Source organism: Vibrio sp. R12-SG2-ISO1, from assembly GCF_059834045.1.
Window position 1 is genome coordinate 335,604 of sequence record NZ_JCBDGO010000021.1, and the last position, 12,829, is coordinate 348,432.

The following is a 12,829-nucleotide window of genomic DNA, read 5'->3' on the forward strand; positions in this document are numbered from 1 at the left end:
CGCCCCCTACAATGAGCGTTTAATGGCGTAAATTACCAGGGAGTCAGCAATGTCCTCTGCAAAATTTGCTACATTATCAATTCGCTCGATAAAGTAGCGAATGTGGATCTTCTGTGCTAATTCCAGTTCGGAGGAGAACACCTTTTGCTTCATGCGTGTACTCAGTTTGTCCGCCTCACTTTCAACAAATATCACCTTGTGGACATGATCTCTGACCTGATTCTGATCGCGCATAAACGCGCGGCACGCCTGGATCAGATGTTCGCAACACTGAGCCACCGTTGTTTGCAGTTCCAGAAAATCATCATGGTAGGCTTGGGGAATCGTGGGTCTTTCATTGATAAGGTTAAACGCCGATGCTTGTTGCAAGTTAATCAACACATCGACCCCTTCAATCAATTTGAGCAAATCACTACGAAGATCTGGGACTAGCGTTTTCTCATACAGAATGCTTTCGACATCACGGCGCAGATTATCGGCTGAAATTTCAATTCGACTCAGTTGCTCAAAACGAAGTTCGATTTGGGTTTCATTGTCTTTGCTCGGTGCAACGCTATTGGCGAGATAGAGTTTGAGAATAATTCGAAACACATCGGTAGAATCGCCGAGCAAATCGTAAAAAGCGTCAATGTTGCGTTTGAGCTGATGAGTGGTGTTCATAAAGCTAAATTTTGTTTTCATTGTGTCTCCTCGGGCCGAGGGCGGCCCTTCCAGTGGCCTGGAATAGAATCTTGTAAGGGGGATGAGCGCGCGTCACGCGCGCTCAGACTGAGGGAAGGTTAGAAAAAGCCCGGAGAGATGCCGATCCACATCAGCCAAGTTTGTCCAGCCACCAGCATTAATAGCCAAGTGAAGATACTGGTCCACAAGCCATAACGCCACGTTTCACCCATAGTGTACTTGTTGGTGCCGTACAACAGCGCCGCTGGCTTAGAGTTGAACGGAAACGTCCAGCACACGTTGATGCACAGAGCGACAGGTAGCGCAAGCGAAAGGATGTCGTAGTTCATCGCCTGCGCAATACCAATAACAATCGGGATAAATATCACCGTGCGCATGGTTTTACTCTGGAAAATCCAGTGTGAGGCGATAAAGATGCCCGTGAGGATACTGTAGAGCGCAAAGTAACTCATGCTCTCCATACCCAGTGCGTCCATCATGTTTGAGATCGCAATCTCCATGATTTTAGTGGCCGAAAGACCAGCACCAATCGCGTACGCGCCTGCGGAGAAGATCAACAAGTGCCAAGGCAAATCAACGTCGTTCCAAGTAATAAGCTTGGTTTGAGGGGCTAGCATGATGATAGAACCAATCAAAGCCACCATCGTTGGGTGAATGCCGTGCAGTTTGTCGGTCGCCCAAAATGCCAATACGGTTAAGAAGATAGCAGCGGCTTTGATCTCATCCCAATGCACTTTACCCAGTTTCTCAAGCGCGTTCTGGATGGACTCCATTCCGCCTTCAAGCTTCGGTGTTTCGTCTTCCTTCGTCAGTGGGAAGATAAATTTTACGCCAATAATGTAGGTAAAGATGCCCAGTGCGATAGTGACCGGTAAACCGGCCAGCAACCAATCAAAGTAATAGAGTGACGCACCAGCACCGACCATCATGCCAGCTGCAACTAAGTTCGCGCCGGAGCCGGTCAAGAAGGCGTTACATCCAGCATTAATCATCAGCAAATTATGCAGAATCAAGTTACGCGCGAAGTTGTTGCTCTTCTCACCAGTAGCGCCATACACCGCCGAGACCACCATAAAGATCGGCATCAGTAACGCCGCTTTGGCCGCCGTCGCATTGATAAAAGCACTGAGAATCAAGTTAACCGCAATAAAACTGAGGAATATCGACCCTGCATTCTTACCGTACTTAACGATAAACAACAGTGCGACCCGCTCTGCCAACTTGGTTTTGACCAAGGCCGAGGCGAGAATAAATGCCGCAATATTAAGCCAGATAATTTGGTGACCAAGTACCGCAAGTGCAGCCTTTTGCGGCACTATTTCTAACAAAATCACACTGACAATCAAGGCGATCGATGTTAAGTAATTGGGGATAGACTCTGATATCCACAGTACGATACAGGCGACAAACAGTCCTAGCATGTACTGCGCTTTTTGGTCCAAAGACTCAAAATTAAACACAAAGCTAAACAGCACAAAACTGATAACGGCAGCGGGTAGCCCCCACTTCTTCATCGCAAGGCCAGCCTTCGTTGGCGGACGTTCGACCACTTTGCCCATTTTGTATTGTGACATGTCTAACGGATCGTGAACCGGTGTCGATGGGGTGTTATCCACTACAGGTTCGTCGGGTAGGTTGGCATCTTTTCCTGGATGCCAATGCTGAATTTTTTCCATATCGAGATCCTTTTGTTTCGGTCATTTTATTATCGTTATTTCTTCCCTCATAGAATCTCACCAGCGCAGCGGAAAAATATTGATCGAAATCAACCCCAAACTTTTGAGACCCAACTAAATATGACAATTTTATCTTCGATCACGAATTTAACTTTTAGGCAACGGAGTGTATAACCAACTAAACCATTATCAAACATAAGGTTAGGTCTTATTGTTTAGTAAGTGACATGCAATAAACCAACATGTGTCAGATTAATTTGGTGCTTTTATTGTTTTGATCACAGTTTTTCTTGCCACAGTGGCGCTAGTCTAAAAAGACACGAACACACTATCGAACATCAAGGAGAAATCGAATGAGTGATAAAATGGTCATTGGTGAAGTGTCTAAACCCCGTTTTGAATTTCGCTCTTTTGGGCAAGACTTTGAAGCGCCTGCAGCGCGTATGGCAAGGCTCTCTGTCCCTGTACCTGAAAAGGTGTGGGAGCGCACCAGCGCCGAAATCTATATTTTGTCTCGCACCAACGACGCCAATAACACCAAAATTCGCGACGGCAAGATGGATATCAAAACCTATGTACAAACGGTCGATGGCTTGGAGCAGTGGAATCCTCTAATGAAAGGTGAGTTCCCTATCCCCGCCGCGCAGCTTGAGACCGAAGTATTCCCTGCGTTTAAAGTTGAGATGCTCACTCTTAAACAAGAGACTTATACGTTGGGAGAGTTCCTCGCAATTATCGATGCACATCCAGACCTTCAAGCGGTCAATGTGGTTAAACACCGCTTTGGCTACATGGTCAATGACACCATTTGTGAATACGGTGAAGTGCTCGTCAATGGCGCAAAAATCTGTACCATCAACTCAGAATCCACTGAAATAGAAGACATTAAGCAAACCTTGAGCGATGTCGGTCTGACTCAAGTGGAAAACATCAACTACCTTCAAGCGATCAAACGCGTGATTGGCATGATCAACAAGCCATTGGCGAACTAGGAGCCCCACCATGATTGAAATCGAAAGAAAATTCCTGGTCCAAACTGACCAATATCGACAAGATGCTCATAAAGCAACACGCATCATCCAAGGCTATCTCTGTTCCGTCCCTGAACGTACTGTGCGAGTTCGCGTAAAAGGCGACAAAGGATTTTTGACCGTCAAAGGGATCGGCAGTGACAGCGGTGCTAGCCGTTTTGAGTGGGAACGTGAAATCAGCGTTGAAGAAGCCAACGCCCTACTCGCCATCTGTGAGCCTGGTGTAATAGACAAAACCCGCTACCTAGTCAGCGCAGGCCAACACACCTTTGAAGTCGATGAGTTCTATGGTGACAACGAAGGGCTCACCGTAGCAGAAGTTGAACTCAGCTCTGAAGATGAATCCTTCGACAAACCTGTCTGGCTCGGCGACGAAGTCACCGGCCAGAGCCGCTACTACAACTCGATGTTAATGAGGCAGCCGTTTAAGAGTTGGGAAAAAGAGACGGCATAATAAAAACCAAAACCGCCAGTCACAGACTGGCGGTTTTGTATTCAATGATTAGTGCGTCGATTGAATTTGCTCTAACAGGGGTACTAGGCTTGGATTCTGTTCGCGGAATTTGTCGTAAACAGGTTTAACCGCCGCTTGGAATTTAGCAATATCACTGTCGACAAACTCTACACCGTATTGCTCAAGATCGCCGACTGCGGCTTGCTCGTAGGCGTTCCAATTCTGCTCTTGCACCGCAATCGTTTTCTGAGCCGCGCTACGAATACCTTGCTGTTGCTCCTCGCTCAATGTGTCCCATACTTTTGTTGAGATAACCAACACATCTGGCACCATAGTGTGCATGTCGCGCGAAAAGACCTTTTTCACTTCATAGTGACGAGATGAGAAATACGAGGGGATGTTGTTTTCCGCACCATCAACCACACCTTGCTGCATCGCAGAGTAAAGCTCTCCGTATGGAAGTGGCACAGGTGTCCCACCGAGGGCTTTGATGGTATCAATGGAGATCGCTGAGTTCTGAACACGAATTTTCATCCCTTTCAAATCATCGGGCGTTTTAATCGGTTTGCTGGTGTAAAAACTGCGTTCACCGGCATCAAGAAATGCCAAACCAATAAAGCCAGAATCACGTGAGGAAGCAAGAATTTCTTGCCCAATGGGGCCATTAAGCACCTTGAGGTACTGGTCTCGGTCACTGTAAAGGTAAGGCAGAGACAACAACATATAGTCAGCCGCGAAGGTGTTCAATGTAGCGGCGCTGGCCTTGGTAAATGCCACCGTACCGTTCTGAACCATTTGAAGCCCTTCTGCTTCATTGCCTAACGTCCCATTTGGGTAGACTTTCACGCGTAATTTCGCATCTTTGCGCACTTCTTGGGCAAACCAGTCGAGAGATTTGTGGACAGGGTGCTCAGTCGGCAGCGCATGCGACATTTTTAACGTCGCTGCCTGAATTCCCGTCGCCGCTATCGCGGACATCGATACAGCACAAGCGATGACTACTTTTGTTAACTTATTCATTTTGTTTCCTTTTATTATATGTAGGGTTATCTGACGTACCCAGCAAGCTCTGGCAACCAGAGACTGAGCGATGGGAATACGACGATGAGTCCAAGAGTGAGGATCATGAGGACAAATAACGGCACCATTTTCGGCACCACTTCACCTAACTTGGTGTCATAGACACTACAACCGACAAACAACGCTGTCCCCACCGGTGGAGTACAGATGCCGATACACAAGTTAAACACCATGATGATGCCGAAATGGATAGGATCGATACCCATCAAGGTTGCGATCGGCAAAAAGATGGGGGTAAAGATCAGCACTGCTGGTGTCATATCCATAAAGGTACCAATCACTAGCAGCACAATATTCATCAGCAGCAAAACCATCAGAGGGTTATCCGACGCTGCCAAGATGAAATCTGAAATGAACACCGGAATGTCGGCATTCGCCATTGACCACGACATAGCAGAAGACGTCGCAACCATTAACAAGACAATCGAGGTAGTGACCACGCTATCGATGATGATGGGAAACAGATCACCAACTTTGAGTTCTTGGTAAGCAAACCCGAGTAACAAGGCGTAAACCACCGCGATGGCAGAGGCTTCCGTTGCGGTAAAGATCCCCGCAAGAATCCCGCCCATGATGATAACGACCAGCCCAAGACTTGGTAGTGCATCAAGGATGACCTTGCTCGCCTTTTCCGTAAACTCAAACTTCTCCGTTGGGATGCCAAACTTGCAACCAAACAAAAACACACCCGCCATGATGGCAAGCCCCATCATGATGCCCGGTACATAACCGGCGATAAACAGGTACTGCACCGAAGTGCTACTGACCAACGCAAACAAAATCAGAATATTTGACGGTGGAATCAGCAGACCTGAAGGGCAAGAAGCAACATTGACCGCTGTTGAAAACGCGCGCGGATACTTGTTCTCCTCTTGAAGTGGTCGCATGATGCCCCCCACCGCAGCGGCAGAGGCCGTCGCAGATCCAGAAAGCGCACCGAACATCATGTTAGCGATGACATTCACGTGCGATAATCCCCCTGGGAAACAACGACCAAGCAACATGGCAAAGTTAATTAAACGCGCAGCTAAGCCGCCACGGTTCATTAAGTTACCCGCCACAATAAAGAAGGGTAAGGCCAACAAGCCAAAGTTGTTTAACCCATTGGCCAGCTTTTGAGAAATCAGCATTGACGTTTGGTCGATTGGAAAATCGACAAAGACCGTCAAAAAAGCCGCAAAGCCAATAGCAAACGCAATAGGAACACCCAGCACGAGCAGAATGCCCAACACACCAAACAGCACAATCACAGGGAACACGTCATAAAACATATCCGGCGCATTCAACAGAAAATCCTGTGAGAACAATAAATCAATGAGAGTCATAAATATTTCCTACATTCATCACTATGAATGCGATCGTGAATCAATAAGTGAAGCGCCCGCTCGGATCATGTCGAGCAATCCAAAGTAACTGATGAGCAATCCAGCAATAGGGACGACCAGATAGACGTAGCCAATCAGTAAATGGCGGCCAAAGATCACGATCCCTGGGGAGATTTGTCCGTTGGCAACGGTTGTCGTGACCAATTCAGTGCCGCCATACACAAATGCGACAGATGAAAGAAGGACCACAAAAAAGTTGGTAATGATGGCCAATACAGCTCGACCTCTCTCACCAGCTTTGGCATACAAAATTTCGAGCGCGAGATGACGTCGGATTGAGAAGGTGTAGGCGCCCCCGAGCACACCAATCCAGATCAGTAAGTAGCGCGACAGCTCATCGGTAAGGTTTGAGGGATCATTGAGAACAAAGCGAGAAAAAACCTGCCATGTCACTGCAATGATCATCGCAGCCATAAACAGAGCGAGCAGAATCCTCAACCCTCTGTCAATGAACCCATTAATTGTTGTAATAACCATTGTTTCTATTTCGTTCCATGCTAATGACAGGACGTCGCAATACACGCTCGTATAACACATCCTTATCTTTACGTTTTATTATGCAATTGCACATTGGTTGACCAAAGGCAGAGTTATCATACACAAACACTTGTTAAAAAAGCCCATCCAGATCAAATTTGAATGAATCTGGTATAACATCTTGCTTTTATGTGATCAAAAACACGCAGCATAATAACGACACTGGCAAATACCCAACTCAGATCAACAAATTGGTTTTATCAACCCCTAGCAACTTGTAATCCTCTACTTAGAATGTATTCTAATGCTCACAAATTGGTATAACAGGTCAAACACCATGACACATTTCCTAACGGACGACTTCCTACTCCACAATGAGTTTGCTAAGCGGCTTTATCATGACGTCGCGGCATCGCTACCTATTATTGATTACCACTGTCACCTACCGCCGGAGCAGGTGGCTGACGACTATCGCTTTAGTAATCTGACGGACATATGGCTGCGAGGCGATCACTACAAATGGCGAGCGATGCGCAGCAATGGGATTGATGAGCGGTTGTGTACTGGTGCAGCAAGTGACAAAGAGAAGTTCCTCGCGTTTGCGAAAACGGTACCCGCCACGATTGGCAATCCCATTTTTCATTGGACGCACTTAGAACTGCGCCGCCCTTTCGGCATCAAGGATCTGGTCTTAAATGAGCACAACGCCGAGCGTGTTTGGCATCAATGTAATGAAATGCTCGCCTCACCTGAGTTCAGTGCGCGTGGCATTATGCAGACCATGAAGGTTGAGATGGTGGGCACCACCGATGACCCCATTGACTCCCTTAACGCCCACCATACGGTGGCGAAAGACAAAGACTTCCCGGTCCAGATGTTGCCTAGTTGGCGTCCAGACAAAGCGTTCAATATTCATTTGGACACGTTTTCAGACTACATCCTTGAGCTAAGTAAAGCGGCCGATGTGGACATCGCGACCTTTAGCGATCTCTGCCAAGCGTTAGAGCGGCGACTCGATCACTTTGCGGCTCACGGTTGCTGCATTGCCGATCACGCGTTAGACACCGTCAGCTATGCGACGGCAACCGAAACGCAATTGGATGCAATTTTGCGCCAGCGATTGTCCGGTCAACCGGTCAATGAGCACCAAACAGCGCAATTTAAGACGGCCGTATTGGTTTACCTTGGCAAGCAATATGCGCAGCGCGGTTGGGTTCAGCAGTACCACATCGGCGCGCTGCGTAACAACAACGCACGCATGTTCCAGTTGCTTGGCCCTGATACGGGTTTTGACTCTATCAATGATGGCGATATTGCTAAACCGCTAGCGAGCTTACTCAATGCACTCGATGTCGATGATAGCCTGCCAAAAACCATTCTGTACTGCCTCAACCCAAGAGATAACGAAGTGCTGGCCACTATGTGCGGCAATTTTCAAGGCGGCGGCGTCAAAGGTAAGATCCAGTTCGGTTCGGGTTGGTGGTTCAACGATCAGAAAGATGGCATGGAGCGTCAGATGACACAGTTGGCCCAGTTGGGTTTATTGAGCCGCTTTGTCGGAATGTTGACAGACAGCCGAAGCTTTTTGTCTTACACGCGTCATGAGTATTTCCGTCGCATCTTGTGCCAAATGATCGGCCAATGGGTCGAAAACGGCGAAGCCCCTGCGGATTTCGAACTGTTGAGCCGCATGGTCTCCGACATTTGTTACCACAACGCCAAAGAGTACTTCGGTCTTTCCACAAAATAATCACGGTAGGTGCAGCCTTGGCTGCGCCTTAAGAGCCTTTACTATGAAAACATTAAATCGAACTGTCGTTGCCAGTGAACCACGCCCAACAAAAATCCTCCAATTTGGCGAAGGCAATTTTTTGCGCGCCTTTGTCGATTGGCAAATTGATCTCCTCAATGAACGTACCTCACTCAACGCCGGCATCACGGTTGTGCGCCCTATTGACACTGACTTTCCGCCCTCTCTCAATACGCAGCAAGGGCTATATACCACCTTAATTCGTGGCTTAGATAGCCAAGGAAAACGCGTGGATGAACAGCGCGTTGTCACCTCAGTCAACGATGAGATTTCGGCTTATCACGACTTTGACGCTTTGCTGTCGGTCGCCAGAGAGGCTGAATTACGCTTCGTCTTCTCCAACACCACGGAGGCGGGCATTGCCTTTAATCCTGATGATTTACAAACGAATGCGCCGCCGAGCAGTTTTCCTGCGAAACTGACTCGCGTATTGCTTGAACGCTTTGATGCGTTCAATGGCGATCCTAGCAAAGGGCTGATTCTCATTCCTTGTGAACTGATTGACTATAACGGTGACGCGCTTAAGCAGATCATCAAGCAATACATTGAACTGTGGCAGCTACCAGACGCGTTCGCTCTTTGGTTGGATGAAGCGAATACGTTTTGCTCGACCTTGGTTGATCGCATTGTCACCGGCTACCCGAAAGAGGAAGTTGAGCACTATTACCAACAGTGGCAATACCGCGATCAGTTTGTCGTCAGCGCGGAAAACTTCTACTTGTTCGTCATTCAAGGACCCGAGTCCCTCGCCGATGAGTTGTGCTTGAATGAACTGCCGGCGGCCCAGAGTCTCAACATTAAAGTCGTGCCTGATATTAAACCGTATAAAGAGCGCAAAGTTGCGATTCTCAATGGTGCACACACCGCCTTAGTGCCTGTCGCCTACTTGGCCGGTATCGACACCGTTGGTGACAGCATGACGGATGAACTCATCACGCGCTATCTAGACAACGTGATATTTGAAGAGATCATTCCGACCTTGTCACTGCCGCGCGATGAATTGGTAGCCTTTGCCAATGATGTGAAAAACCGCTTTAAAAACCCCTACATTCGCCACTTGCTGCTGTCGATCTCTCTCAACAGCCTGACCAAGTTCAAGACACGCATTTTGCCTCAGTTGCTCGCCTTCGCTAAGCAAACCGGCACACCACCTGCGGGCCTCACGTTCGCGCTTGCGGCGCTGATTGTGTTTTATCGCGGTCGCCGTGGTGATGAGACTATCGCCCTCGCCGATGACCAACCGTTTCTCGACTTCTTTGCTTCCCGTTGGGCAGATATAGAAAGCGGAGAGCTTCAGCCAGTGAACTTAGTCACTGAGCTCCTGGCGATGGAATCACATTGGCAGCATGACCTCACGTTAGTCCCGCAACTCGTGTCGATGACCACCCACTACGTCGAACAAATCCTTGCAGTGGGCATGCGTAAGGCGTTAGAGAATTCAATTAAGGAGACGGTGTGAGTCGATTGCTTAAAATCCACCCGAAAGACAACGTCGCGGTCGCGTTGAGTAATGTCAACGCGGGGGAAATCATTGATGTCGATGGTCAAACCGTCACCATCAAACAAGTGGTCAGCAAAGCACAAAAAGTAGCCTTAGCCCCCCTCTACCTTGACGATTTAGTCATCAAGTATGGCTCCCCTATTGGCCACGTGACAACACCGATTCCACTGGGTGGATTGGTCAATGAAACCAATATTCGCACCAACCTTGACGCGCTGGATGATTACCAATACCAGCCAGACTTTCAAACGCTAGCGGCTCAAATCGGTGACCGAGACGTACAACTGTTTCGCCGCGCCAACGGTCAAGTCGCCATACGTAATGAGCTGTGGATCATCCCAACCGTGGGCTGCGTCAATGCGATGGCCAAAATGATGAAAAGCCAATATGAGCGAGAGCATGACACTCAAGATATTGATGGTATTCATATTTTTACCCATCAATATGGCTGCTCGCAGTTAGGCGATGATCATGAAACAACCAAACTGATGCTGCAGCGACTCGCCACCCACCCCAATGCGGGTGGCGTATTGGTGGTGGGCCTTGGCTGCGAGAACAACCAAGTCGAGGCCTTCAAAGCCACATTGGGCGAATTTGATACCGAGCGTGTGCAGTTTATGGTTTGCCAGACGCACCAAGATGAAGTCGAGGTAGGCGTCGAGTATCTAGCGAAACTGCACAAGACCATGCAGCGCGATGTACGCTCTCCCGGAAAACTGAGTGAAGTGAAGTTTGGCTTAGAATGCGGCGGATCTGATGGCCTGTCCGGCATTACCGCCAACCCACTGCTCGGACGATTTTCTGACTATCTAATTAGCCACGGCGGTACATCCGTGCTTACAGAAGTGCCTGAGATGTTTGGCGCAGAAACGATTCTCATGAGCCGCTGTGACAACCGCGAGGTGTTTGATAAAACCGTGGCGATGATCAATAACTTTAAGCAGTACTTTATCGATCACAATCAGCCCATTTACGAGAATCCCTCTCCGGGCAACAAAGCGGGCGGCATTTCCACCTTGGAAGAGAAATCACTCGGCTGCACGCAAAAGGCAGGCTCAAGCAACGTGATGGATGTCCTGGCGTACGGCGACGTGCTCACCACACCCGGGCTGAATTTGCTCAGCGCACCAGGCAACGACGCGATTGCCACAACGGCACTCTCCATCTCTGGATGTCACATGGTGCTGTTTAGTACCGGTCGAGGCACGCCTTATGGCGGACCGGTGCCGACACTCAAGATCGCGACCAATAGTGAGTTGGCCACTCGCAAGCCACATTGGATCGATTTTAACGCTGGAGGCTTGGTAGAAGGCGTCAGTATGGGTGCACTGCTTGATGCCTTTATCGATAAGGTGGTCGATGTCGTGAATGGTGCGCCTAGCCGCAATGAAATCAATGATTTTAGAGAGATCGCCGTCTACAAAAGCGGGGTGACGTTATAAGCCTGCCTTTTGAATCCGTCACTGCTCAATGAATCAAATCGATACAGTCAAATCAATAGATATCATCACCTTGGTTTGACCGCTTTTGTTTTGGTATGATAGGTCGGTCAACCGGAGAGAGTTATGGAACCAAACGAAAGACTGTATAACAAAGTCGCCAATCACATAAAAAAAGAGTTCGCCGCCAATAAATATCAAGTCGGTGACATGTTACCTCCTGAACGTGTCATCGCAGAGCAAATGGAAGTCAGCCGCACCGTTATTCGTGAAGCGATGATCATGCTCGAGGTCGAAGGGTATGTGGAAGTGCGCAAAGGGGCGGGCATTCGTATCATCAACCTCAATCCTAAACAGTTACAAGCCAACGCTGCTTTACATGAAACCGAAGCCTTTCTGACCAACTGCGGCCCGTTTGAGCTACTGCAAGCGCGCCAACTGTTTGAAAGTAACATCGCCGAGTTCGCCGCGACACAAGCGACCAAGCAAGATCTCGTCGCGCTGATGAAGATTCAGCAACAAGCCAAAGCCGATGACTATTCAAGAGATTCCTATTGGGATAGCGAGTTCCACATTCAGCTTGCACGTTGTACGCAAAACTCCGTTGTGGTGCACATCGCAGAAATCATGTGTAAATACCGAGCGGATAACCCGTATTGGCAAAAACTGCACGAGCATATCGAAGACAACAAAATCCGCAGCTGGTGCACCGAGCACGATGAGATCGTCAACGCCTTACTGAAGAAAGACCCACAAGCGGCACGATTAGCGGTATGGCAACATATCGAAAATACCAAACAAATGCTGTTTGACGGTTCAAGTGAGGATTTCGACCGTTTTCTGTTTGCTGAAAGCCCGATTTCGGCGCAGTAACAATAGCCTACTAGAATCGACACCCTACTAGAATCGACGAGAACATTCGTTTAACGGGTTCCTAAACGACAAAAGGCGCACTTGGTTGTGCGCCTTATCCCTCGTTACTCAATCGTGAGTCTGCGAATCTTGAAGTCTATGTCTGCTTCGAGATCTAAAAACGAGGCTACTGAATTGACTTGTTGAATCCATCCAAATTGTAGGTAAGGCGGTATTTTCCTCCATGCGGGTCGGGTCATTTGCCTTACACTTTAACTATGGTCGATTTCGGCCAGTTCGCAAGTTTTATGCGGCACTATTTTCTCGTGTATCGATTAAAAGTTGAACTTTTCTCACAAAAGTGCAATTCAACTTTGCACGATTATCGATTGGGCTAACGCTAACCACAGGTATAATGACCACTTGTGCGGCGAAATCACGCT

At 48.3% G+C, this 12,829-nt stretch carries 11 protein-coding genes; 6 read left to right on the forward strand and 5 right to left on the reverse strand.

Annotation, left to right across the window (positions count from 1 at the left end; translation table 11 throughout):
• Nucleotides 1–6 precede the first annotated feature (6 nt).
• Nucleotides 7–681, reverse strand: a complete 675-nt coding sequence (locus AC6R10_RS16335) for a DUF47 domain-containing protein (RefSeq protein WP_500629481.1) — start codon at nt 679–681, stop codon at nt 7–9.
• 98 nt (nt 682–779) lie between these two features.
• Nucleotides 780–2,357, reverse strand: a complete 1,578-nt coding sequence (locus AC6R10_RS16340) for an SLC13 family permease (protein ID WP_500672911.1) — start codon at nt 2,355–2,357, stop codon at nt 780–782.
• A 353-nt stretch (nt 2,358–2,710) separates the two neighbouring features.
• Between AC6R10_RS16340 and AC6R10_RS16345 the strand changes: the two genes are divergently transcribed.
• Both AC6R10_RS16345 and AC6R10_RS16350 read left to right on the forward strand, forming a co-directional pair.
• A complete protein-coding gene (locus tag AC6R10_RS16345; RefSeq protein WP_500672912.1) occupies nt 2,711–3,349 on the forward strand; it encodes a hypothetical protein in 639 nt (212 codons plus the stop codon).
• Between the two features lie 10 nt (nt 3,350–3,359).
• Nucleotides 3,360–3,842 carry a CYTH domain-containing protein gene (locus tag AC6R10_RS16350; protein ID WP_500672913.1) on the forward strand — a complete coding sequence of 161 codons (483 nt, stop codon included), beginning with the start codon at nt 3,360–3,362 and terminating at the stop codon, nt 3,840–3,842.
• Nucleotides 3,843–3,890: 48 nt separating this feature from the next.
• Here the strand turns inward: AC6R10_RS16350 and AC6R10_RS16355 are convergent, their stop codons facing one another.
• The 3 genes from AC6R10_RS16355 to AC6R10_RS16365 form a co-directional block, all read right to left on the reverse strand.
• Nucleotides 3,891–4,862: a TRAP transporter substrate-binding protein gene (locus tag AC6R10_RS16355; RefSeq protein ID WP_500672914.1), complete on the reverse strand. Its 972-nt coding sequence runs from the start codon at nt 4,860–4,862 to the stop codon at nt 3,891–3,893.
• Nucleotides 4,863–4,888: 26 nt separating this feature from the next.
• On the reverse strand, nt 4,889–6,193 hold the full coding sequence (locus tag AC6R10_RS16360) for a TRAP transporter large permease (RefSeq protein ID WP_500672944.1): 1,305 nt from the start codon (nt 6,191–6,193) through the stop codon (nt 4,889–4,891).
• A gap of 75 nt (nt 6,194–6,268) precedes the next feature.
• Nucleotides 6,269–6,784, reverse strand: a complete 516-nt coding sequence (locus tag AC6R10_RS16365; protein ID WP_487901410.1) for a TRAP transporter small permease — start codon at nt 6,782–6,784, stop codon at nt 6,269–6,271.
• Between the two features lie 337 nt (nt 6,785–7,121).
• Between AC6R10_RS16365 and uxaC the strand changes: the two genes are divergently transcribed.
• From uxaC to AC6R10_RS16385, 4 genes are all read left to right on the forward strand, one after another.
• Complete coding sequence (uxaC, locus tag AC6R10_RS16370) at nt 7,122–8,534, forward strand: glucuronate isomerase (RefSeq protein ID WP_500672915.1); 1,413 nt, start codon at nt 7,122–7,124, stop codon at nt 8,532–8,534.
• Between the two features lie 43 nt (nt 8,535–8,577).
• Nucleotides 8,578–10,053 (forward strand): tagaturonate reductase, encoded by a 1,476-nt coding sequence (locus AC6R10_RS16375; RefSeq protein ID WP_500672916.1) that lies wholly within the window; start codon nt 8,578–8,580, stop codon nt 10,051–10,053.
• On the forward strand, nt 10,050–11,537 hold the full coding sequence (locus AC6R10_RS16380; RefSeq protein ID WP_500672917.1) for a UxaA family hydrolase: 1,488 nt from the start codon (nt 10,050–10,052) through the stop codon (nt 11,535–11,537). Before AC6R10_RS16375 ends, AC6R10_RS16380 begins: the two co-directional genes overlap by 4 nt.
• 123 nt (nt 11,538–11,660) lie before the next feature.
• Nucleotides 11,661–12,407, forward strand: coding sequence for a GntR family transcriptional regulator (locus tag AC6R10_RS16385; RefSeq protein WP_500672918.1), 747 nt, complete (start codon nt 11,661–11,663; stop codon nt 12,405–12,407).
• The last annotated feature ends 422 nt before the right edge of the window (nt 12,408–12,829 follow it).

Bases quoted from the DNA above. Each gene is read 5' to 3' on its own strand.
- AC6R10_RS16335 (WP_500629481.1), bottom strand. From the start codon at position 681: ATGAAAACAAAATTTAGCTTTATGAACACCACTCATCAGCTCAAACGC.
- AC6R10_RS16340 (WP_500672911.1), bottom strand. From the start codon at position 2,357: ATGGAAAAAATTCAGCATTGGCATCCAGGAAAAGATGCCAACCTACCC.
- AC6R10_RS16345 (WP_500672912.1), top strand. From the start codon at position 2,711: ATGAGTGATAAAATGGTCATTGGTGAAGTGTCTAAACCCCGTTTTGAA.
- AC6R10_RS16350 (WP_500672913.1), top strand. From the start codon at position 3,360: ATGATTGAAATCGAAAGAAAATTCCTGGTCCAAACTGACCAATATCGA.
- AC6R10_RS16355 (WP_500672914.1), bottom strand. From the start codon at position 4,862: ATGAATAAGTTAACAAAAGTAGTCATCGCTTGTGCTGTATCGATGTCC.
- AC6R10_RS16360 (WP_500672944.1), bottom strand. From the start codon at position 6,193: ATGTTTTATGACGTGTTCCCTGTGATTGTGCTGTTTGGTGTGTTGGGC.
- AC6R10_RS16365 (WP_487901410.1), bottom strand. From the start codon at position 6,784: ATGGTTATTACAACAATTAATGGGTTCATTGACAGAGGGTTGAGGATT.
- uxaC (WP_500672915.1), top strand. From the start codon at position 7,122: ATGACACATTTCCTAACGGACGACTTCCTACTCCACAATGAGTTTGCT.
- AC6R10_RS16375 (WP_500672916.1), top strand. From the start codon at position 8,578: ATGAAAACATTAAATCGAACTGTCGTTGCCAGTGAACCACGCCCAACA.
- AC6R10_RS16385 (WP_500672918.1), top strand. From the start codon at position 11,661: ATGGAACCAAACGAAAGACTGTATAACAAAGTCGCCAATCACATAAAA.